This is a genomic window from Burkholderia sp. AU30198, from assembly GCF_020419825.1.
In the GTDB taxonomy this organism is placed as follows: domain Bacteria; phylum Pseudomonadota; class Gammaproteobacteria; order Burkholderiales; family Burkholderiaceae; genus Burkholderia.
In genome coordinates, this window is sequence record NZ_JAIZSA010000017.1 from 66,215 (window position 1) to 89,409 (window position 23,195).

General features: G+C 66.8%; 11 protein-coding genes. 8 read left to right on the forward strand and 3 right to left on the reverse strand.

What is annotated here, in order from left to right; genetic code table 11:
• The first annotated feature begins 168 nt into the window (after positions 1–168).
• The 3 genes from LGN19_RS30255 to LGN19_RS30265 all read left to right on the forward strand — a co-directional run bounded on the left by LGN19_RS30255 (position 169) and on the right by LGN19_RS30265 (position 5,732).
• Positions 169–3,576, forward strand: a complete 3,408-nt coding sequence (locus LGN19_RS30255) for a DUF2339 domain-containing protein (protein ID WP_226218821.1) — start codon at positions 169–171, stop codon at positions 3,574–3,576.
• Positions 3,573–4,931 (forward strand): DUF3999 domain-containing protein, encoded by a 1,359-nt coding sequence (locus tag LGN19_RS30260; protein ID WP_226218823.1) that lies wholly within the window; start codon positions 3,573–3,575, stop codon positions 4,929–4,931. The genes LGN19_RS30255 and LGN19_RS30260 overlap by 4 nt, the downstream gene beginning before the upstream one ends.
• A 144-nt stretch (positions 4,932–5,075) precedes the next feature.
• Positions 5,076–5,732, forward strand: coding sequence for a lytic transglycosylase domain-containing protein (locus LGN19_RS30265; protein WP_226218824.1), 657 nt, complete (start codon positions 5,076–5,078; stop codon positions 5,730–5,732).
• Between the two features lie 8 nt (positions 5,733–5,740).
• Here the strand turns inward: LGN19_RS30265 and LGN19_RS30270 are convergent, their stop codons facing one another.
• The 3 genes from LGN19_RS30270 to LGN19_RS30280 all read right to left on the reverse strand — a co-directional run bounded on the left by LGN19_RS30270 (position 5,741) and on the right by LGN19_RS30280 (position 9,712).
• Complete coding sequence (locus tag LGN19_RS30270) at positions 5,741–6,439, reverse strand: response regulator (protein WP_226218826.1); 699 nt, start codon at positions 6,437–6,439, stop codon at positions 5,741–5,743.
• A 40-nt stretch (positions 6,440–6,479) separates the two neighbouring features.
• The gene (gene kdpB / locus LGN19_RS30275) at positions 6,480–8,564 is read right to left on the reverse strand and encodes a potassium-transporting ATPase subunit KdpB (protein WP_122949613.1); all 2,085 of its coding nucleotides are present in this window, start codon (positions 8,562–8,564) and stop codon (positions 6,480–6,482) included.
• Positions 8,565–8,923: 359 nt separating this feature from the next.
• Positions 8,924–9,712 (reverse strand): GNAT family N-acetyltransferase, encoded by a 789-nt coding sequence (locus LGN19_RS30280; RefSeq protein ID WP_122949614.1) that lies wholly within the window; start codon positions 9,710–9,712, stop codon positions 8,924–8,926.
• A 279-nt stretch (positions 9,713–9,991) separates the two neighbouring features.
• Here LGN19_RS30280 and LGN19_RS30285 point away from each other — a divergent pair, with 279 nt between their 5' ends.
• From LGN19_RS30285 to LGN19_RS30305, 5 genes are all read left to right on the forward strand, one after another.
• Positions 9,992–10,297: an NIPSNAP family protein gene (locus LGN19_RS30285; protein ID WP_122949615.1), complete on the forward strand. Its 306-nt coding sequence runs from the start codon at positions 9,992–9,994 to the stop codon at positions 10,295–10,297.
• A 319-nt stretch (positions 10,298–10,616) separates the two neighbouring features.
• Positions 10,617–11,267 (forward strand): NADPH-dependent FMN reductase, encoded by a 651-nt coding sequence (locus tag LGN19_RS30290; protein WP_027790596.1) that lies wholly within the window; start codon positions 10,617–10,619, stop codon positions 11,265–11,267.
• Positions 11,268–11,495: 228 nt separating this feature from the next.
• The gene (locus LGN19_RS30295) at positions 11,496–11,714 is read left to right on the forward strand and encodes a hypothetical protein (RefSeq protein WP_011354057.1); all 219 of its coding nucleotides are present in this window, start codon (positions 11,496–11,498) and stop codon (positions 11,712–11,714) included.
• 95 nt (positions 11,715–11,809) lie between these two features.
• A complete protein-coding gene (locus LGN19_RS30300) occupies positions 11,810–12,712 on the forward strand; it encodes a ferritin-like domain-containing protein (protein ID WP_226218827.1) in 903 nt (300 codons plus the stop codon).
• 1,219 nt (positions 12,713–13,931) lie between these two features.
• Positions 13,932–23,150 carry an ESPR-type extended signal peptide-containing protein gene (locus LGN19_RS30305; RefSeq protein ID WP_226218950.1) on the forward strand — a complete coding sequence of 3,073 codons (9,219 nt, stop codon included), beginning with the start codon at positions 13,932–13,934 and terminating at the stop codon, positions 23,148–23,150.
• The last annotated feature ends 45 nt before the right edge of the window (positions 23,151–23,195 follow it).

The window sequence follows — 23,195 nt, forward strand, 5'->3', positions numbered from 1 at the left end:
CCGCTGTGATACATTCCCCGCCAACAGGCTGATCGCGCCGCAGGCCGCCACGCGGCCACCGTGGTCAGCCGCGCATGCTGGTTCGCCTGCCGGCCATGCCGACACCGCCTCGATCGGCACAGGTCCGATCGCAGGCCGATAACGATACGAGAGAGGGAGCAAGGCGAGATGAACTGGGCTTTTACCGCAATCGGCTTCATCGTGGGCGGGATTGCCGCATTGATCGGGGATTTCTCCGCCATCACCGGCGCAGTGCTCGGCGCCGCGATCGGGTTCTGCCTCGACAACACGCTGCAACAGCGCAAGCGCAAGACCAAGGCCGCGTCACCCGACACCTTCTCGATGCAGGCCGCGCCCGCACAGCCGCCGGTTCCGCTGGCCGAGCGCGTCGCGCGCCTTGAAGCAACCGTCGAGACGCTGACGCGCGAAGTCGCGTCGCTGCGCGGCCAGCTGGCCGGCGCGAAGGCCGGCGCGAGCATGGCCGACGCGGCGGTACACAGGCCCACCGGCACCGCATCGACATTCGTCACCCCATCCGCACCCTTCCCGCCCTCGGCCGCCCTGCCGCCGCGCCCGCCTGCGCAGCCGGCCGCTGCACGCGCGGACATACCGGCATCCGCTTCGGCACCGGCCCCTGCACCGGTTCGCGCCGCTGCACCGGCATCGATACCGGCACCGGCCGCGGCGACCCGCGCAAGCGAAACGCCCGTGGCCCCCGCAGCGTCGGTTCCCCCCGCCCCGCCCAAGCCGCGCGAACCCGACCTCGTCGAGCGCGCCTTCCGCGCCGCGCGCGACTGGCTGCTCGGCGGCAACACGGTCGTGCGCGTCGGGATCATCGTGCTGTTCTTCGGTGTCGCGTTCCTGCTCAAGTACGCAGCCGACAACAACATGCTGCCGATCGAATTCCGCCTCGCAGGCACCGCGCTCGCCGCAGCCGCACTGCTCGCGATCGGCTGGCGCGTGCGTGCGCGCCGCGCAGCGTACGGGCTCGTGCTGCAAGGCGGCGGTGTCGGCATCCTGTACCTGACGATCTTCGCCGCGACCAAGCTTTATGCGCTGCTGCCCGTCGGCGCAGCGTTCCCGCTGATGGTGGCCGTGTGCGCGCTGAGCGCGTTCCTCGCGGTACGGCAGAACGCGCTGCCGCTCGCGTTCATGGGCACCGCCGGCGGCTTTCTCGCACCGGTGCTGCTGTCGACCGGCCAGGGCAACCACGTCGCGCTGTTCAGCTACTACGCGCTGCTGAACGCGGGCATCTTCGCGATCGCCTGGTTCAAGGCCTGGCGTCCGCTGAACCTGCTCGGCTTCGTGTTCACGTTCACGATCGGCTCGGCGTGGGGCGTGACGGCCTACCGCCCCGCGCTGTTCGCGAGCACCGAGCCGTTCCTCATCCTGTTCTTCCTGATGTATGTCGGCATCGCGCTGCTGTATGCGGTGAAGCGCGAACTCGCGCTGCGGCACTACGTGGACGGCACGCTCGTGTTCGGCACGCCGATCGTCGCGACCGCACTGCAGGCATCGCTCGTGAAGGACATGCCGTTCGGGCTCGCGTGGAGCGCCGTCGCGCTGTCGGCGTTCTACGTCGTGGTCACCGCGTGGCTCGCGCGGCGCCGCGACCGCCTCGCGCTGCTGTTCGAATCCACGCTCGCACTCGCGGTGATCTTCGCGACGCTGGCCGTGCCGCTCGCGTTCTCCGGCCCGACGACCAGCGCCGCGTGGGCGATCGAAGGCGCGGCCGTCGTCTGGCTCGGCGTGCGCGAGAAGCGCATGCTGCGATTCGCCTTCGGGCTGCTGATGCAGGTTGCCGCGGCCGGCGCGTTCTTCACGAGCCTGCTCGGGCCGGCCGACGCCGCCGCGCTGCCCGTGCTGAACAGCCCGTTCATCGCGATGCTGCTGATCGCGCTCGCCGGCCTGTTCACCGGCTGGTGGTTGCACGGGCGCAGCGAAGCGCGCGCGTGGCATGCGTGGATGCCCGAGATCGGTGCCGCCGCTGCCGCGTGGGGGCTGCTGTGGTGGGTGAGCGGCGGCCTGCACGAGATCCTCGTCTACGCGAGCCGTCACGTCGACCTGCATGCCGACCGCTTCGTCGTCGATACGACCGCGCTGTTCGCGGCCGGCACCGCGTGGCTCGCGCACGTCGCACGCCGCCGGCTTGCGTGGCCGCTCGCCGAATGGCCCGCGCTCGCACTGACGCCGGTGCTGGCGCTGCTCGCGCTGCGTGCGTTCGATGCACATGAAGCGCCGCTGTCGGGAATGGGCGCGTTCGCGTGGCCGGTCGCTGTTGGCGCAGCCCTTGCGCTGCTGTGGCGCCAGTCGCGCAGCACCGCAAGCGACGATGCCGCGAGCGGCGCGACGCCCGGCCGCGTGCCCTTCATCTCCGCAGGCATCATCGCGCCGCTGCACACACTGACGTTCTGGACCCTGTGCGGGCTGCTGTCGCTCGAAGGCTTCTGGCGCCTGCGCGCGTACGTGCCCGAAGGCGCATGGAGCTGGAGCGCATGGGCCTACGGCTTCGGCGCGCTGCTCCTGCTGGTGTCCGGCCCCGGCTCGCGCCTGCGCTGGCCCGTCGCGGCGTTCCCGCGCGCGTACCAGGTGTGGGGCGCGGCACCGCTCGCCGCGCTGCTGTGGCTGTGGAGCATCGCCAGCGTGACCAGCGACGGCAACGCGGCGCCGCTCTTCTGGCTCCCGCTGCTCAACCCGCTCGACATCGCGCAGTGCCTCGTGTTCGTCGCGTTCGCCGTGTGGCTGCGCCGCCTGCGAACGCTCGGCATCGCGTGGCATCCGCGCGTCGTCGACTACGCGGCCATCGCCACCGTGTTCCTGTGGTTCAACGCGCTGATGCTGCGCACGCTGCATCACCGCTTCCACATGGTCTACGACATCGACACCGTGCTGTCGTCGTTCGGCATCCAGCAGGTGTTCATGGTCGGCTGGAGCCTGTTCGCGTTCGCCGGCATGTGGCTGACGCGCCGCGACGGCATCGCCCGCGTGTGCGCACTCGCATCGCTGCCGCTGATCGTCGTGATGTGGGTGTGGACCTTCTATGCGAACTTCACGCAGGACGGCGGAAGCTGGGCGCGCGTACCGCTCTTCAATCCGCTCGACCTCGTGCTCGCAGTCGTCTATGCGCTCGCCGCGACGTGGTTCGTGCGTGCGCGCAAGCTCGGCTGGTCGTTCGACATCCATCGCGTCGCGCTGCTGAGCGCGGCCGGCGCGACCGCGTTCCTGTGGCTGAACGCGATCCTGCTGCGCACGCTGCATCACTGGGCCGGCGTGCCGTACGAACTCGGCGCGATGGCGGAATCGACGCTCGTGCAGGCGTCGGTCTCCGTGTACTGGACGCTCTGCGCGCTCGCGATCACGATCTGGGCCACGCGCCGCGGGCTGCGTCCGCTGTGGTTCGTCGGCGCCGCGCTGCTCGCGCTCACGGTCGTCAAGCTGTTCCTGTTCGACCTGTCGCACGTGACCGGCATCGAGCGCATCGTGTCGTTCATCGGCATCGGCGTGCTGCTGCTGTTGATCGGCTATTTCTCGCCGCTGCCGCCGAAGGCCGCCGCGCAACAGGACGACAAGGCATGAAACAACTCGCCGCCCTGCTCGGACTGAGCCTGCTCGCGTCGTTCGCGGCGGCCGACGGCACGCCCGGTGCCGGGCGCGATACGCAGCGCTTCTCGCTCGACCTGGACGGCACCGCCGCGTACTACCAGCTCACCGTGCCGCAGCCCGTCTATGCGGCGAGCCGGCGCGACGATCTCGGCGACGTGCGTATCTTCAACGGCGCGGGCGAGCCGGTGCCGTATTCGCTCGACGCGCCCGCCGCCGCCACGCCCGCCGTACCGCCCGCGCGCACGCCGGTGCACTGGTTCCCGCTGCCGCCCGTCCGCGCCGACAACGGCAACGCGCCGCTCGGCGTGACGGTCGGCCCGGACGGCGCGCTGCGCGCGGGCGTCGCCGCACCGGCACGCGCGAAGCACGGCGCGGATCTCGTCGACTTGTCGCATGCGGACGGCGACATCGACGCGCTGCTCGTACACGTGGGCGACGACAGCTACCAGGGGCGTGTCGCCGTCGAAGCCAGCGACGACCTGCGCAGCTGGCGGTCGCTCGGCAGCACGCAGCTGCTGAAGGTCGGCCACGGCGACGACATGCTGGTGCAGGAGCGTATCGCGCTCGAAGGCGCGGCGCCGCGCTACCTGCGGCTCGACTGGCTCGACGGCGCACCCGCGATCGCGTCGATCGACGTCGAGACGCACCCGCGCAACGCGCGCGGGACCGACACCGCATCCGTGCCGCGCCAATGGCGCGATGCCGTGCGCGTACGGGCCGGCGGCACGCCCGGCGAGTACCTGTTCGACACCGATGGCGCGTATCCGGTCGACCGCGTACGCATCGACCTGCCGCAGCCGAATACCGTCGCGCGCGCGACGCTGCAGAGCCGCGCCGACGCACAGGCGCCGTGGCGCGACGTCACGGGCGCCGTGCTGTTCCGGCTGCAGGGCAAGGCCGGCGAGCAGCGCAATCCGCCGCTCGAGTTCGCGGCGAATACGGATCGCGCGTGGCGAATCGTCGTCGACATGCGCAACGGCGGCTTCGGCGGCGGCCAGCCGGCCGTCGCGATCGGCTGGCATCCGGCCGCGCTGACGTTCGTCGCGCGCGGCACGCCGCCGTTTACGCTCGGCGTCGGCGACGCGTCGCGCGTGTCGTCAGCCGTGAGCCGCGACGCACTGCTGGTCGGCATGGCGCCCGAAGTGCGGCCCGCGCGCGTCGGCGCGGCGTTGCCGGTCTCGGTGGTCGCGCCGGCGCCGGCCGCCGATACGGACGCGCCGCGCCGCTTCGTGCTGTGGGGCGCGCTGGTCGTCGCGGTCGGCGTGCTCGGCACGATCGCATGGCGCCTCGCGAAAGGCGGCGGCGATACGCGCGGCCGCGACGAGTGACGCCACGCGGTCATGCGCACCGCCCGTCGCCCGTCCGCCCGTCCGCCCGTCTTTACGCGCCGTTTATCTCGCGTGCCGGTTTCTTTCGACGGTCGCAATGCATAACTGCGTACAGTCGTCGCATCGGAACCACGATGCGACGACATGCAGGAAACCTATCCATCGTATGACCGGCCGCTGCCACGCACACGCGTGCGCCCGGCCCTGCGGCTGAAGCGGCTTCTGCTGCTCTTCCCGATCGTGCTGCCGCTGTCGATCGCATTGCCCGCGCATGCCGACGACACGCCCGCAGCGCCGATCACCGCCGCCAGCACGCCCGAAGCATCGCCTCCCCCCACCCTCGATACGATCGTCACCGCGCTGCGCAACCGCTTTCACGTCGCGTATGCCGACGCGCGCACGATCGCCCGCGCGGTGCAGACCGAATCGGATCGCTACGGGCTCGCACCGGCGCTGCTGCTCGCGATCATCGCGGTCGAGTCGGGCTTCGATCGCCACGCGGTCAGTGTCGCCGGCGCGCGCGGGTTGATGCAGGTGCTGCCTACCGCCCATCGCGATCTCGTCGCGCACGTGAAGGACTTGTCCGATCCGGCCACCAACGTGCGGATCGGCGCGGCCATCTTCCGCGGCTATCTCGACGATGCGGACGGCGACGTCGAAACCGCGCTCGTGCGCTACAACGGCGGCACGAAGCGCTATGCGCAACGCGTCGCGCTGCGCGTGCAGCAATTCGATGCGCAGCTGCGCCGTTCGAGCGGCACGGCGAGTGACGACGCGCTGCGGACGGCCGCGAACCCCTGAGCGCGTCGCTACTGCACGCCGACGAGCCGGTAGCCGACGCCCGTCTCCGTCACGATGTATTCGGGCCGCCTCGGGTCGCACTCCAGCTTGCGCCGCAGATGGCCGACATACACGCGCAGGTAGTGCGCATCCTTGCCGTGCGTCGCGCCCCACACCTCGCTCAGCAGGCGGTCGTGCGTGAGCAGCCGGCCCGCGTGATGCGCGAGCGCGGCCAGCAAGCGGAATTCGATCGGACTCAGATGCACGCGCGCACCGCCGCGCCACACCTGGCGATCGCCTAGATCGACGGTCACGTCGCCGAAGCGCACGCGCACCGCGTCGACGCGCCCGCCGCCGGCCTGCCGCCGCAGGTGCGCACGAATCCGCGCAATCAGCTCGGCAGCGCCGAACGGCTTGGTCAGATAGTCGTCCGCGCCCGCGTCGAGCGCGGCGACCTTGTCGCTTTCCGCACTCAGCGCCGACAGCACGATCAGCGGCGCGGCCGAACACGCGCGCAGCGCACGGATCAGTTCGATGCCGCCAAGGTCTCGCAGGTTCGTATCCGCGACGATCAGGTCGGGCCGCCGTGCGCCGACGGCCGCCACGCCCGCCGCACCCGTCTCGGCCTCGCAGACGTGCATGTGTTCGGCCTTCAGCGCGACACGGACGAAATGCCGGATGAACCTGTCTTCGTCGACGATCACGATGACGACGGTCGGTTCGCTCATGCGGCAGCGCCTTCGTCCGGGGCGTCATGCGCGCCCATGCTCAGGCCCATCCGCATGCCACCAGCACCATGTCGATCAGCTTGATGAACGGGAACGGCAGCAGCACGCCGCCGAGGCCGTACAGCAACAGGTTGCGGCGCAGCAGCGGCGCCGCGCCGAGCGGGCGATAGCGCACGCCCTTCAGTGCCAGCGGGATCAGCGCGACGATGATCAGTGCGTTGAAGATCACCGCCGACAGGATCGCCGACGCGGGCGACGCGAGGTGCATCACGTCGAGCACGCGCAGTTGCGGATACGTCGTCGCGAATGCGGCCGGGATGATCGCGAAATACTTCGCGACGTCGTTCGCGATCGAAAACGTCGTCAGCGAGCCGCGCGTCATCAGCATCTGCTTGCCGATCTCGACGATCTCGATCAGCTTCGTCGGGTTCGAGTCGAGGTCGACCATGTTGCCCGCTTCCTTCGCCGCCTGCGTGCCAGTGTTCATCGCGACCGCCACGTCGGCCTGCGCGAGCGCCGGTGCGTCGTTCGTGCCGTCGCCCGTCATCGCGACGAGGCGGCCGACTGCCTGGTGCTCCCGGATCGTCGCGAGCTTGGTTTCCGGCGTCGCTTCCGCGAGGAAGTCGTCGACACCCGCTTCCGCCGCGATCGCCGCGGCCGTCAGCCGGTTGTCGCCCGTCACCATCACGGTCTTGATGCCCATCTTGCGCAGCTCCGCGAAGCGCTCCTTGATGCCGCCCTTCACGATGTCCTTCAGCTCGATCACGCCGAGCACGCGGGCGACACCGTCGACGCGCTCCGCCACCGCGAGCGGCGTGCTGCCGCGGCGCGCGATGTCGGTCACGACCGCTTCGACTTCGCGCGTGACGCGGCCGCCGTGGGACTCGACGTAATGCTTGATCGCATCCGCCGCGCCTTTGCGGATCTCGCGACCGGGCGCCCCGGAGGAAGTCCCCGTGGGGGACAAATCGACGCCGCTCATCCGCGTCTGCGCGCTGAACGACAGGAACACCGGATGCAGCGCCTGCATGTCGCGCTCGCGCAGGTTGAAACGCTGCTTCGCGAGCACGACGATGCTGCGGCCTTCCGGCGTTTCGTCGGCAAGCGACGACAGCTGCGCGGCATCGGCCAGCGCTTCCTCGGTCACGAACGGCGCGGGCACGAACGCCGACGCCTGGCGGTTGCCGAGCGTGATCGTGCCGGTCTTGTCGAGCAGCAGCACGTCGACGTCGCCGGCCGCTTCCACCGCGCGGCCCGACGTCGCGATCACGTTCGCCTGCATCATCCGGCTCATCCCGGCCACGCCGATCGCGGACAAAAGGCCGCCGATCGTCGTCGGGATCAGGCACACGAGCAGCGCCACCAAGGCGGTGATCGTCACGACATGGCCGGCCTTCATCGCTTCGACCGCGAACGTCGAAAACGGCAGCAAGGTGGCCGTCGCAAGCAGCATCACGATCGTCAACGCAACGAGCAGGATCGTCAGCGCGATCTCGTTCGGTGTCTTCTTGCGCTTCGCGCCCTCGACCATCGCGATCATCCGGTCGAGGAACGCTTCGCCCGGATTGACGGCGACCCGCACGACGATCCAGTCGGACAGCACACGCGTGCCACCCGTCACCGACGAGAAGTCGCCGCCCGCCTCGCGGATCACCGGCGCGGATTCGCCGGTGATCGCCGATTCGTCGACCGACGCGACACCTTCGATCACGTCGCCGTCGGCCGGGATCGTGTCGCCGGTTTCGACGAGCACGACGTCGCCTTTGCGCAGGTCGGTCGACGCCATCACCTCGACGGGTGCCTTCGCACGCGGCGCCGCGAGCTTTTTAGCGACCACGTTGTGTTTCGCACTGCGCAGCGATGCGGCCTGTGCCTTCGAACGCCCTTCGGCGAGCGCTTCGGCGAAGTTCGCGAACAGCACGGTGAACCACAGCCACAGCGCGATCGCGACGATGAAGCCGGCGGGTGCTTCGGCCTGGCCGAACAGCGCGGCGATCCACAGGATCGTCGTCAGGATGCTGCCGACGTACACGCAGAACATCACCGGGTTGCGGAACTGCGTACGCGGCGTGAGTTTCCTGAACGAATCGGCGATCGCCGGGCGCACGAGCGCGGGATCGAACATCGAGCGCACGGCCGTGCGCGCGTGGCCGGGCTGCGCGGCGCGCGGGCCTGTCATGGGAGAGAGAGACATGGCGGTTTCCTTTTGCCGGCACGCCCGCGCAGCGGCAGCCGGCATCGGTCAGGCGAGCCGGCTGCCGTCGCGCGTTTTCGCGTGCGGCTTCCGTTTCCACGAAACCATCTTATGAAGGTTCGCGTGAAGATCGCGGCAAAGGATCGCGTCAAGGTATAAAAAGCGCGTAAACGTCCGTTTCGCCGCGGCGCGGCGGGGGTGTCTCAAGGGCCGTACACGAGCGGGAGCGCCACACTCCGCTCATACGACGTTTACGCGGCAAAGCAGGAAATCGAACCGGCGCGCGGCGCTCAGCCGAACGTGTAGCGCCCGTGTTGGCGCGGGCGCCACGGCGACGAGCGGCAGCTCGCGGCACCGGCCGCGCGTCGCGCTGCCCAGCCTGCGCCACGGCGCACGTGCAGGTCGCGCCGGGCCACCGCGACCACGCGCGACGGCAACGCATAGGCAAGACGCCGCACGGCCGCCACGCGCGCGGCCATGCGCGACGCCGGCGACACGCGGCGCGCGACCTGCGCGACCGGCCGCTTGCAGAGGATCGCGCTGTCGTAGCGCTTGCCGTCGAAGCGCATCACGTCGACGATGTCGAAACCCTGCGCGCCGTAGAACGCGAGCAAGTGCGACGCGGGATGCGGCGTATCGAGTGCGAGCAGCGTATAGCCGCGCAACGCGGCCCATTGCTCGGCGAACGACAGCAGCAACGCGCCGATCCCGCGACTCTGGCAAGCGGGGTCCACCGCCACCTGCCGCACGCTCGCGACGCCTTCGCGCCGGTACAGCGAGCACGCCGACGACGGATCGGTCGCATAGAGCGTGGCCGTGCCGATCACGCGCCCGCCGCACACGGCGACGTAGCACTCGCCCGCTTCCGCGCGACGGCGCGTGACGTCCTCGCTCTGGTCGACGCACGTGCAGTTGAGTCCCATCGCGCCGAGCCGCGCAAATGCGCGATGCAGCATCGGCGTGAGTTGCGCATAGCTATCGAAGGCCGGATCGAAACGCCGCACGATCACCCGATCGGCGCACACCGAAAGCGGCGCGGCAGGTGTGTGTTCGGCGATCGCGTTCCAGGGTATCGACATTGCCATGCTCCGTGGTTGGGATGCCCGAAGTCTATGAGCGCGCCGGTGGCCCTCGCAAGAAAAAATGTCGTAAAAGTTTGGGGAAATGCGTGCGTGAGAGACGGTAGCGACGGTGCATGCCGCGGCGCTGCGTGGGTCGTTGCGAACGCATGAAAACGCGCCGATCGTTGCTTGCGCAAGCAACGCATCTCGCGGCCGGATCACGCGTCGGCGCGCGCCGTTGACACATGCGGCGGCGCCATCCAGACTCGCTGGATTCTCACCGCTCAGAGCGCGCTCATGGTCACCTGCTTCCTTCGCTACGTCATCGATCCGTACAAGCTCGACCAGTTCGAGACCTACGGCAAGATGTGGATTCCGCTCGTCGAAAAATTCGGCGGCACGCATCACGGCTACTTCCTGCCGTCCGAAGGGGCGAACAACATCGCGCTCGCGATGTTCTCGTTCCCGAGCCTCGCCGAATACGAGCGCTACCGCGAACGCTCGATGGACGATCCGGCCTGCCAGGCCGCGTTCCGCTACGCGGAGGACACGCGCTGCATCGTCAGCTACGAGCGCAGCTTCTTCCGGCCGGTATTCGAGTAACGCGTAACGGGCAACGGCCCGGCGCATCGCACCCCTTTTCCTGACCGGGACGAAAAAAAAGCCCCGCCTGCATCCGCGCGGCGGGGCCAACCCATGTCAGTAGAGACATCAAGGAGGAGACGAGCCCATCTTATCGACCAAGGCTCACCGTCCCAACCAAGCATTTCTGCTATCGATCTGGGCGGCCGCACACACGATTGCCCCTACCGCGCGGCATATCGATAGAACGAAAAGTCGTTTTCAGAGTGACGGCGGGGTCGTTACCATCTGGGTTTTAAGCCTGTGCTTAGCCGGGCAAGCCATCCCCAAGGAGCGCCCCTTGACTGCATTCGATCAACACCGCCGCCCGTTCGTCGTCGGCATTGGCGGTACCACCCGGGCAGCGTCGTCGACCGAACGCGCGCTGTCGTTCGCGTTGCGCGGTGCGCAGGCGGCCGGCGCACGCACGCGCCTGTTCGACGGCCCGTTCCTGCATACGCTGCCGCACTACGCCCCCGAACACAAAACGCTGACCGACGCGCAGCGCGAACTGATCGACGCCGTGCGCCAGGCCGACGCGATCATCATCGCGACGCCCGGCTATCACGGCGGCGTCTCCGGCCTCGTGAAGAACGCGCTCGACACGCTCGAGGAACTGCGCGCGGACGATCGCCCCTATCTCGACGGACGCGCGGTCGGCCTGATCGTCACCGCCTATGGCTGGCAGGCGGCCGGCACCGTGCTGACGTCGCTGCGTTCGATCGTGCACGCGCTGCGCGGCTGGCCGACGCCGTTCGGCGCGACCGTCAACACGCTCGAAACGCGCTTCGACAGCGCCGACAGCTGCTCGGATCCGAAGGTCGTCGCGCAGCTCGAGACGGTCGGCACGCAAGCGGCCGAGTTCGCGCTCGCGTTCGCATCGCATCGCGCGGCCTCGCATGCCGCATCGGTCGATGCGCTTGCACCCGTGCTGAAGATCGCCAACCAGTAATCCCCCCGCCTTCCACCGCCCGCGCCCGGCCGACTCCATTCGCCGGCGCGGGCGGTGCACATTCCGACGAACGGCCACGCACCGTGTACGTCGATGCCTCTCCCTGCTGCCCGTTCCCCGCACCAATAACGATTCAGCCCGCCGCGTGATTTGCATTGGCCGAAAGATTGGTTCACGCCGCGGGCGGGTTTTCGTACGCTGAACTTCCGAACTCTCACCGCGCACGCCATGAACCGTACGATTCGCTACAAGGGCTACGAAGTCGCCCCCGCTGCCGCCCGGTTGCCGAACGGGCTGTTCGCCGCCAACCTGACGATCGAGAAGGCGAGCGGCGGCCCGTCGCCGCGCGCCGTGTCGTTCGACGCGATCGATTTCTTCTTCGAGGAAGAGCACGCGCTGGCCTACGCGTCCCGCTGGGGCCGCCTCTGGGTCGACACGAACGCGTGACGCGCGCCTGACCGGCGTGCGCATGGCCGCTCGAAAATACGCGTTTACGGAAGCTATGCAAGAATCTTTCGACCCGTAATCGCATAGCAACAGCCATGAGCGACACGCTGCAGGAAGAACATGCAGCGGCAGATCACGCAATGCGCAACTGGACCTTCGCGAGGCCAGGTCCGGTCCGGATCGGTTCCGATGCGCACATGCAGATGTTCTGCCGCATGCTGCTCGACACACACAACCCGTACAAACCGGCGGTGATCGACTGGCCGCCGCTCAAGCCCGCCGAACTCAAACGGCTCACGTCGCTGCCGATCTGGGACATCGCGGTGCAGACCGAAGGCCGCGCCTCGATCCGCGTCGCGACCTATGCGGCGACCATCGGCGATCCGCTGCTGCGCCACGCGCTCGAGATGGACGGTGGCGAGGAAGCGCGCCACAAGGTCGTGCTGTCGAAGCTCGTCGAAGCATACGGCATCCGGCTCGCCCCCGAGCCGCCCTATCCTGCGCCGAAGGATCCCGAGTGGTCGTGGATGGTCACGGGCTTCAGCGAATGCATCGACAGCTTCTTCGCGTTCGGCCTGTTCCGCTCCGCGCAGCGCTCCGGCTATTTCCCGCCCGAACTCGTCGACACCTTCGAGCCGGTGATCCAGGAAGAAGGCCGCCACATCCTGTTCTTCGTGAACTGGTACGCGTGGTACTGGCGCAGCCTGCCGTGGTGGCGCCGGCCATGGTTCTTCGTGCGGGTCGCGGCCGTGTGGGTGCATTTGATCCGGGAACGCATCGGCATCGCGCGCGGCATCGATTCCGACGGCGTCGCGCGTGACGCGAACTTCCCGGCGACCAGCACCGCCGACATCGGCGATGCGCTCAACCCGCGCGAGCTGATCGAACTGTGTCTTGCGGAGAACGACCGGCGGATGGCCGGCTACGACACGCGCCTGCTGCGCCCGATGTTCGTACCGCGCATGGCGCGGTTCGCGCTGCGCTTTCTCAAGAAGTAAGGCAACCGCTCGGGACAGGGCCCGGTTGCCCGGTCGAACAACCGGGCAACGCCCCGCGACGATCGTCACGCCGGGATGGCCCAAGTCGCGCCGGGATCCGGCGGCCCGCAGTCGCTTCGTCCGCATCCGGGCGCACAGCAGGCGATCCGCGGCGATCGATGCGGCTGTTCTGTTCCGTGCCCTGCGTCCCGTCCGAGCCTCGATGCGTGCCCGTCGCACTTGCACGGCGTACCGCATCCCTTGGGTTGCCCGGCTCGCCGACGGTTCGACGTCGGCCCATCGCACGCGGGACGACACCGCACCGCCCTGCATCCGCCTGCCGGATGTGCCGCGCCCGCCCCATTTGCTCCCGCCCTTTTTTCTGAAGCTTCGGCGCGTGCTCGCCGCGCCCGGACAAATTGTCACACCCCGGATCTGACAATTCGGCGCCGCCGCCCATGCCGGCCAGCGTCACTCACACCCTGTCGCCAGCAGGCCCAAAGCGGCAGCAGGTCACACCTTCCGGAAGGGTCCGCCCCCACTTCGCATCCCGCCCGAATATCAACATAAGCGAAACAGTCAATAGGACAAATCCGAAAAGCGAATGATGACGGCCCGGCCCGCCGCTCTGTAGCACTTTTTTACAAATTCGATGCCCCAACCGGCCCGAAACGCCCGCCACGCGGGCCACCGTAGCGGCCAGGATGCGCAAATCAGCACAGCCCGATTGTCGAAATTCCAAATTAAATCGATTTACCGTTAATCCATAAAATCAAAGAAAAATCGACAGACAAATAACAAATTAACAAATTAACAAAATGGTGACGATATTATCCATTCGCACACCACGAAACATTACATTGATGAAAGAATCGCATGATGCGCAAACGTTTGCTATTTCATTTGTCTTACGTTTTGACCAGGAAGATGTGTAATCTACCGCACAAAATCGATGTAAGCACTTGATTTTTATGATGAAAATATAATTTCCAGCACGGTCACCGAACGCTACAACGAGCATTCTTGCACCATTCAAATGCATTCGGCACCAATACATCAAAACGCGATGTATTAACCATCTTTTAACTTTCGAAACCCTTCATTTATCACTTTTTGTCAATCTCAAAAATCGCCATCCAATAAACTCCGCCCATCAATTTTGAGATTCGCGCGAGCGCACGGAGTAATCCTCTAACGAAAGAGACCGGTGTGTGGCGTGCACATTTGGAGGTAGCAGGACATGAACCGCACATACCGCTCGATCTGGAACGAAGCGCTTGGCGCCTGGGTCGCGGCATCGGAAATCGATTCGGCACGGGGCAAGCCGAACAAGTCGGCTGTCGTGGTCGCCGCAGTCGCGGCGCTGGCGATCAGCCTGCCCGGCCTCGCCGAGGCCAATACAATCAACACACAGCAGACCTGCTTCACGGGGAGCAACAGCGCGGTCGGCCGCGTGAACCCGGGCGGCACGCAAAACCAGGCCGGCGACGGCTCCGGTACGTATTCGGTCGTGGCCGGATGTAACTCCAACGGCAACGGCTGGACCGGTGTCACCGTCTATGGCGCATTCGCACAGGCGAACGGCAACGGCGCCGTTGCCACCGGCATGCAGTCATCGGCCGGCCTGTGGGGCGTCGCGGCCGGCCTCGAAACCACCGCCAGCGGCGCCGGTGCAACCGCCCTCGGCTTCGGCTCGACGGCGAGCGCCTTGAACTCGGTCGCCATCGGCGGCGCGGGCGGCAACGGCACGACACCGCTGTCGCAGGCAAACTCGACCCTCGCATCGGGCGCGGGCTCGATCGCAATCGGCAGCAACGCCACGAAGGGCGCTCAGTCGGCCGCTTCGGACGGCATCGCGATCGGCGGGCAGTCGTCCGTCGCCTCGACCGCCACCTCGGGTATCGCGGTCGGCCGCGGTGCAACCGTCAATGGCGCGTACGGCATCGCGCAAGGCGACGGTGTCACCTCCGGCGCGACGGGCCAGAACGTCGCCATCGGCTCGTCGGGCACGACCGCCAACAGCGGTTCCGCGAACGGCGGCGCCGTGGCGATCGGTCGCGCGCAGACGGCCAGCGGCGACGGCGCGGTTGCGCTCGGCACCAGCAACTCGGCCAGCGGCACGGGTGCGGTCACGCTCGGCAATGGCAACTCGGCGAACGGCACGGGCGCGGTTGCGTTGGGCAGTGCCAACAGCGTGACGGGTCAGGGTTCGGTCGGTATCGGCAGCAGCGCGACGGCGGCTTCCGCGGGTTCGACCGCGATCGGCGCGTCGACGTATGCGGGCGGCGCTTCGGCAGCGGCTTCCGCTTACGGTAACGGCAGTTCCGCGACGGCGAACTATGCGACCGCGATCGGTGTCAATGCCAGCGCTGCCGGCGGCGGCAGCGTGGCGCTTGGCGTCGCCACGGCAAGTGCGCTCCAGAGCGTTGCAATCGGCCAGACAACCACGGCGTCCCAAGCCGGCAATATTGCGATCGGGTCTTTCGCGACCGCAAGCGGTAACGGCAATGCAATCGCGATGGGCTACCAGTCGACCGCTTCGGCCGGCAACGCGCTGGCGCTCGGCTACCTGTCGGTGGCCAACGTGGCAAACTCCGTTGCCCTTGGCAACAACTCGGCGACGATTGGTGCGGCGAACACGGCGACCGGTGGCACCGGTTTGGTGAGCTCGGCCACGATCAGTGGCCAGACGTTCAGCAACTTTGCCGGCGCAAACGGTGCCAACGGCGTCGTCAGCGTCGGTACGGCAGGCAACGAGCGCCGGATCCAGAACGTTGCCGCTGGTCTCGTCACCTCGAGCAGCACCGACGCGATCAACGGCAGCCAGCTCTACTCGGTCGCGAGCACGACGACGTCTAGCATCACGAGCCTGTCGACGTCGGCTTCGACCGGTTTGTCGTCGGCTAATAGCTCGATCGGCTCGCTCTCGACCTCCACGTCGACGGGGCTCTCGTCGGCCAACAGCTCGATCGGTTCGCTGTCCACCGGTGTTACGTCGCTCTCGACCTCCGCGTCGACGGGGCTCTCGTCGGCTAACAGCTCGATCTCGTCGCTGTCCACTGGCGTTACTTCGCTGTCGACGTCCGCTTCGACGGGCCTCTCTTCGGCGAATAGCTCGATCGGTTCGCTGTCCACCGGCGTCACGTCGCTGTCGACTTCCGCGTCGACCGGCCTGTCTTCGGCCAATAGCTCGATCGGCTCGCTCTCGACCTCTACGTCGACGGGGCTCTCGTCGGCCAACAGCTCGATCTCTTCGCTGTCCACCGGTGTTACGTCGCTGTCGACCTCCGCGTCGACCGGCATTTCGTCGGCCAATAGCTCGATCGGCTCGCTCTCGACCTCCACGTCGACGGGGCTCTCGTCGGCCAACAGCTCGATCTCGTCGCTGTCCACTGGTGTTACTTCGCTGTCGACTTCCGCGTCGACGGGCCTCTCTTCGGCGAATAGCTCGATCGGTTCGCTCTCGACCTCCACGTCGACGGGGCTCTCGTCGGCTAACAGCTCGATCGGTTCGCTGTCCACTGGCGTTACTTCGCTGTCGACTTCCGCGTCGACGGGCCTCTCGTCGGCGAATAGCTCGATCGGCTCGCTCTCGACCTCGACGTCGACGGGGCTCTCGTCGGCCAATAGCTCGATCGGTTCGCTGTCCACTGGCGTCACGTCGCTGTCGACTTCCGCGTCGACCGGCCTGTCGTCGGCGAATAGCTCGATCGGTTCGCTCTCGACCTCGACGTCGACGGGTCTCTCGTCGGCTAACAGCTCGATCGGTTCGCTGTCCACCGGTGTTACGTCGCTGTCGACTTCCGCGTCGACGGGCCTCTCGTCGGCGAATAGCTCGATCGGCTCGCTCTCGACCTCGACGTCGACCGGTCTGTCGTCAGCGAACAGCTCGATCTCGTCGTTGTCCACCGGTGTTACGTCGCTCTCGACTTCCGCTTCGACGGGCCTGTCGTCGGCCAATAGCTCGATTGGTTCGCTCTCGACCTCCACGTCGACGGGGCTCTCGTCGGCTAACAGCTCGATCTCGTCGCTGTCCACTGGCGTCACGTCGCTGTCGACTTCCGCGTCGACCGGCCTGTCGTCGGCTAACAGCTCGATCGGTTCGCTCTCGACCTCCACGTCGACGGGTCTCTCGTCGGCCAACAGCTCGATCTCGTCGTTGTCCACCGGCGTCACGTCACTGTCGACTTCCGCGTCGACTGGCCTCTCTTCGGCGAACAGCTCGATCGGCTCGCTCTCGACCTCCACGTCGACGGGGCTCTCGTCGGCCAACAGCTCGATCTCGTCGCTGTCCACCGGTGTTACTTCGCTGTCGACGTCCGCGTCGACCGGCCTGTCGTCGGCTAACAGCTCGATCGGTTCGCTCTCGACCTCCACGTCGACGGGTCTCTCGTCGGCTAACAGCTCGATCTCGTCGTTGTCCACCGGCGTCACGTCGCTGTCGACCTCCGCGTCGACCGGCATTTCGTCGGCCAATAGTTCGATCGGTTCGCTGTCGACCGGCCTGAGCTCGACCAACAGCACGGTCCTGTCGCTGTCCACGTCGACGTCGACCGGCCTCTCGTCGGCCACCAGCTCGATCGGTTCGCTGTCGACCGGCCTGAGCTCGGTCACGGTCAAGACGGACAACCTCGGCAACAGCACGGCGTCTGCACTCGGCGGCGGGTCCAAGTACGATCCGACGACCGGGACGGTCTCCGCACCGGCGTACACGACCTACAACGCGAACGGCACGACGACGACCGCCAACAGCGTCGGCTCGGCGATCAACAACATCAACAGCCAGGGCATCAAGTACTTCCACGCGAACTCGACCGGCGCCGACAGCACCGCGACCGGCACCGACGCCGTCGCCATCGGCACCGGCGCCGTCGCCGGCACCAACAATTCCGTTGCGCTCGGCGCCAACTCGCAGACCAACACGGCGACTGCCACGAGCAGCGCGACCGTTGGCGGCGTCACGTTCGGCGGCTTCGCAGGCACTTCGCCGGTCGGCACAGTGAGCCTCGGCAGCGACAAGAACGAGCGACAACTCACCAACGTCGCCGCCGGCCAGGTAACGTCGAGCAGCACCGACGCGGTCAACGGCAGCCAGCTCTATTCGGTCGCCGCCCAGGTTGGTAGCGCGACCAGCGCCATTTCGTCGCTGTCGACTTCGACCTCGACGGGTCTCTCGTCGGCCAATAGCTCGATCGGTTCGTTGTCGACTTCGACGTCGACCGGTCTGTCGTCGGCTAACAGCTCGGTTGATTCGCTCTCGACTTCCACGTCGACGGGCCTGTCGTCGGCGAACAGCTCGATTGGTTCGCTGTCGACTTCCACGTCGACCGGTCTGTCGTCCGCTAACAGCTCGATTGGCTCGCTGTCGACTTCGACATCGACGGGTCTCTCGTCGGCCAACAGCTCGATCGGCTCGCTCTCGACCTCGACGTCGACCGGTCTCTCGTCGGCCAACAGCTCGATCGGCTCGCTCTCGACTTCCACGTCGACCGGCCTGTCGTCCGCCAACAGCTCGATCGATTCGCTGTCGACTTCGACCTCGACGGGCCTGTCGTCGGCCAATAGCTCGATCGGTTCGCTGTCGACTTCGACCTCGACCGGTCTGTCGTCGGCCAACAGCTCGATTGGTTCGCTGTCGACCTCCACGTCGACCGGCCTCTCGTCGGCTAACAGCTCGATTGGTTCGCTGTCGACCTCCACCTCGACGGGTCTGTCGTCGGCTAACAGCTCGATCGATTCGCTGTCGACTTCGACCTCGACTGGCCTGTCGTCGGCTAACAGCTCGATCGGCTCGCTCTCGACTTCGACGTCGACCGGCCTGTCGTCCGCTAACAGCTCGATTGGCTCGCTGTCGACCTCGACGTCGACCGGTCTGTCGTCGGCCAACAGCTCGATTGGTTCGCTCTCGACCTCCACGTCGACCGGCCTCTCGTCGGCTAACAGCTCGATTGGTTCGCTGTCGACCTCAACCTCGACGGGTCTGTCGTCGGCTAACAGCTCGATCGATTCGCTGTCGACTTCCACGTCGACCGGTCTCTCGTCGGCCAACAGCTCGATCGGTTCGCTGTCGACTTCGACCTCGACCGGTCTGTCGTCGGCCAACAGCTCGATCGGTTCGCTCTCGACCTCCACGTCGACCGGCCTCTCGTCCGCCAATAGCTCGATCGGCTCGCTGTCGACTTCGACGTCGACCGGTCTGTCGTCGGCCAACAGCTCGATTGGTTCGCTGTCGACCTCCACGTCGACCGGTCTGTCGTCGGCTAACAGCTCGATCGATTCGCTCTCGACTTCGACCTCGACGGGTCTGTCGTCGGCTAACAGCTCGATCGGTTCGCTGTCGACTTCGACGTCGACCGGCCTGTCGTCCGCTAACAGCTCGATTGGTTCACTCTCGACTTCGACCTCGACCGGTCTGTCGTCGGCCAACAGCTCGATCGGCTCGCTCTCGACCTCCACGTCGACGGGTCTGTCGTCGGCCAACAGCTCGATTGGTTCGCTCTCGACCTCCACGTCGACCGGTCTGTCGTCGGCTAACAGCTCGATTGGTTCGCTCTCGACCTCGACGTCGACCGGTCTGTCGTCGGCCAATAGCTCGATCGATTCGCTCTCGACCTCAACGTCGACGGGCCTCTCGTCGGCGAATAGCTCGATCGGTTCGCTCTCGACTTCGACCTCGACGGGTCTGTCGTCGGCCAACAGCTCGATCGGCTCGCTCTCGACCTCGACCTCGACGGGTCTGTCGTCGGCCAACAGCTCGATCGATTCGCTGTCGACCTCCACGTCGACCGGTCTCTCGTCGGCCAATAGCTCGATCGGCTCGCTGTCGACTTCCACGTCGACGGGTCTGTCGTCCGCTAACAGCTCGATCGGCTCGCTGTCGACTTCGACGTCAACGGGCCTCTCGTCGGCGAATAGCTCGATCGATTCGCTCTCGACCTCCACGTCGACCGGCCTGTCGTCGGCTAACAGCTCGATTGGTTCGCTGTCGACCTCGACCTCGACCGGTCTCTCGTCGGCCAATAGCTCGATCGGCTCGCTGTCGACTTCGACGTCGACCGGTCTGTCGTCGGCTAACAGCTCGATTGGTTCGCTGTCGACTTCGACCTCGACCGGTCTGTCGTCGGCCAACAGCTCAATCGGTTCGCTCTCGACTTCGACCTCGACGGGTCTGTCGTCCGCCAACAGCTCAATCGGCTCGCTGTCGACCTCCACGTCGACGGGCCTCTCGTCGGCGAATAGCTCGATCGATTCGCTGTCGACTTCCACGTCGACGGGTCTGTCGTCGGCTAACAGCTCGATTGGTTCGCTGTCGACCTCGACGTCGACCGGCCTCTCGTCGGCTAACAGCTCGATTGGTTCGCTGTCGACCTCGACGTCGACGGGCCTGTCGTCGGCTAACAGCTCGATCGGCTCGCTGTCGACTTCCACGTCGACCGGCCTCTCGTCCGCCAATAGCTCGATCGGTTCGCTGTCGACCTCGACGTCGACGGGTCTGTCGTCGGCTAACAGCTCGATTGACTCGCTCTCAACCTCGACCTCGACGGGTCTGTCGTCGGCCAACAGCTCGATTGGTTCGCTCTCGACCTCGACCTCGACGGGCCTCTCGTCGGCTAACAGCTCGATTGGTTCGCTCTCGACCTCCACGTCGACCGGCCTGTCGTCGGCTAACAGCTCGATTGGTTCGCTGTCGACTTCCACGTCGACGGGCCTGTCGTCGGCCAATAGCTCGATCGGTTCGCTCTCGACTTCGACCTCGACGGGTCTGTCGTCCGCCAACAGCTCGATTGGTTCGCTGTCGACCTCCACGTCGACGGGTCTCTCGTCGGCGAATAGCTCGATCGATTCGCTTTCGACTTCCACGTCGACGGGTCTGTCGTCCGCTAACAGCTCGATTGGTTCGCTGTCGACCTCGACGTCGACCGGTCTCTCGTCGGCCAACAGCTCGATTGGCTCGCTCTCGACCTCGACCTCGACGGGTCTGTCGTCGGCTAACAGCTCGATTGGTTCGCTCTCGACTTCGACCTCGACGGGCCTGTCGTCGGCTAACAGCTCGATCGGTTCGCTCTCGACTTCGACCTCGACAGGGCTCTCGTCGGCCAATAGCTCGATCGGCTCGCTGTCGACTTCTACGTCGACCGGCCTGTCGTCGGCCAACAGCTCGATCGACTCGCTGTCGACTTCGACGTCGACGGGTCTGTCGTCGGCTAACAGCTCGATTGGCTCGCTCTCGACCTCGACCTCGACGGGTCTGTCGTCGGCGAACAGCTCGATTGGCTCGCTCTCGACCTCGACCTCGACCGGCCTCTCGTCCGCCAACAGCTCGATCGGCTCGCTGTCGACCTCGACCTCGACCGGCATCAACTCGTTGTCCACTGGCCTGAGCAGCACGAACAGCTCGGTGTCGTCGCTGTCGACCTCGACCTCGACGGGCCTGTCGTCGGCCAACAGCTCGATCGGTTCGCTGTCGACCTCGACCTCGACCGGCATCAACTCGCTGTCCACCGGCCTGAGCAGCACGAACAGCTCGGTGTCGTCGCTGTCGACCTCGACCTCGACGGGCCTGTCCTCGACCAACAGCTCGATCAGCTCGCTGTCGACCTCGACCTCGACCGGCCTGTCGTCGGCGAACAGCTCGATCGGTTCGCTGTCCACGTCGACCTCGACCGGCATCAACTCGTTGTCCACCGGCCTGAGCAGCACGAACAGCACGATCCTGTCGCTGTCCACGTCGACGTCGACCGGCATCGGCTCGCTGTCCACCGGCCTGAGCAGCACGAACAGCTCGGTGTCGTCGCTGTCGACCTCGACCTCGACCGCGATCAATGACGCGAAGACGCACTACTACAGCGTCAACGACAACGGCGTGCAGCAAGGCAACTACGACAACAAGGGCGCGACGGGCACCAACGCGATCGCAGCCGGCGTGAACGCCAGCGCAGCAGGCACCAGCAGCGTCGCGGTCGGCGACGGTTCGAACGCGCAGTCGGCAGGCGCGGTCGCGATCGGCCAGAACGCATCGGCAACGGGCGGCAAGGCCGTGTCGATCGGCTCCGGCAACACGGCAAGCGGCGACGGCGCGGTGGCAATCGGCGACCCGAGCATCGCAACGGGTACCGGCGCGGTGGCGATGGGCGCGAACGACACGGCGACCGGCAACGGCGCAGTGGCGCTCGGCAACGCGAACACGGCCAACGGTGCCAGCGCGCTCGCCCTCGGCAGCTCGAACCAGGCCACCGCGGACAACACGATCGCGCTGGGCAACGGCTCGGTGGCCAACGCGGCCAACGCACAGGCCTTCGGTGCGGGCGCAACGGCAAGCGGCGCAGGTGCGCTGGCCTTCGGTTCAGGCGCAACGGCCAACATCGCGAACTCCGTCGCAATCGGCATGAACTCGGTCACGAGTCCTGCGGTCGCCGTGTCGAGTGCCACGATCGGCGGCGTCCAGTACTTCTTCGCGGGCAGCTCGCCAGTGGGTCCGCTCAGCGTCGGCGCACCGGGCCAGGAACGCCAGATCACGAACGTCGCCGCCGGCCAGATCTCGGCCAGCAGCACGGACGCGATCAACGGCAGCCAGCTCAACGCGACGAACAACGCGGTGAATGCGCTGTCGACGTCAACCGCGTCGAACGTCGCGTCGCTGTCGACCGGCATCAACTCGCTGTCCACCGGCCTGAGCGCGACGAACAGCAACGTGGCGTCGCTGTCCACGTCGACCTCGACCGCGATCAACTCGCTGTCGACGGGCCTGAGCGCGACGAACAGCAACGTCAACTCGCTGTCGACGTCGACTTCGACCGGCATCGGTTCGCTGTCCACCGGCCTGAGCACGACGAACAGCAACGTGGCGTCGCTGTCGACCGGCGTGACCAACATCAACAACACGTTGAACTCGCTGTCGACGACGATCAACAACAACAACACGCGCACCGCCAACAACAACGGCATCGCGGCCGACATGAACGGCAAGGGCACCGACGTCCCGACCGTCACCGCGGGTTCGAACTCGGTGGCGATCGGCGCGGGCTCCAACGACGGCGGCCGCTCGAACGTGGTGTCGGTCGGCAACGACCAGCAGCAGCGCCAGATCACGAACGTCGCGCCGGGTACGCAAGGCACCGACGCGGTGAACGTGAACCAGTTGACGCAGGTGCAGACGACGCTGTCGACGGCACTGTCGGGCCAGCAGGCGCAGATCAACTCGCTGGGTTCGCAACTGCAGCAGACCGACCAGATGGCGAAGCAGGGTATTGCGGCCGTCGGCGCGATGGCGTCGATCCCGCAGCTCGATCGCGACGCCAACTTCGGGATGGGCGTGGGTACGTCGACCTTCCTCGGCCAGAAGGCGATGGCGGTCAACATGCAGGCCCGCATCACGGAGAACCTGAAGGCGTCGATCAACGGCGGCTTCAGCGGCGGTCAGAAGGTGATCGGCGCCGGCATGCTGTACCAGTGGAAGTAACGCGTCGCGCCGCCAGGCCGCCCGGCTCGCCAGCCGGACGGCCCG

Bases quoted from the DNA above. Each gene is read 5' to 3' on its own strand.
- LGN19_RS30255 (WP_226218821.1), top strand. From the start codon at position 169: ATGAACTGGGCTTTTACCGCAATCGGCTTCATCGTGGGCGGGATTGCC.
- LGN19_RS30260 (WP_226218823.1), top strand. From the start codon at position 3,573: ATGAAACAACTCGCCGCCCTGCTCGGACTGAGCCTGCTCGCGTCGTTC.
- LGN19_RS30265 (WP_226218824.1), top strand. From the start codon at position 5,076: ATGCAGGAAACCTATCCATCGTATGACCGGCCGCTGCCACGCACACGC.
- LGN19_RS30270 (WP_226218826.1), bottom strand. From the start codon at position 6,439: ATGAGCGAACCGACCGTCGTCATCGTGATCGTCGACGAAGACAGGTTC.
- kdpB (WP_122949613.1), bottom strand. From the start codon at position 8,564: ATGTTCGATCCCGCGCTCGTGCGCCCGGCGATCGCCGATTCGTTCAGG.
- LGN19_RS30280 (WP_122949614.1), bottom strand. From the start codon at position 9,712: ATGTCGATACCCTGGAACGCGATCGCCGAACACACACCTGCCGCGCCG.
- LGN19_RS30285 (WP_122949615.1), top strand. From the start codon at position 9,992: ATGGTCACCTGCTTCCTTCGCTACGTCATCGATCCGTACAAGCTCGAC.
- LGN19_RS30295 (WP_011354057.1), top strand. From the start codon at position 11,496: ATGAACCGTACGATTCGCTACAAGGGCTACGAAGTCGCCCCCGCTGCC.
- LGN19_RS30300 (WP_226218827.1), top strand. From the start codon at position 11,810: ATGAGCGACACGCTGCAGGAAGAACATGCAGCGGCAGATCACGCAATG.
- LGN19_RS30305 (WP_226218950.1), top strand. From the start codon at position 13,932: ATGAACCGCACATACCGCTCGATCTGGAACGAAGCGCTTGGCGCCTGG.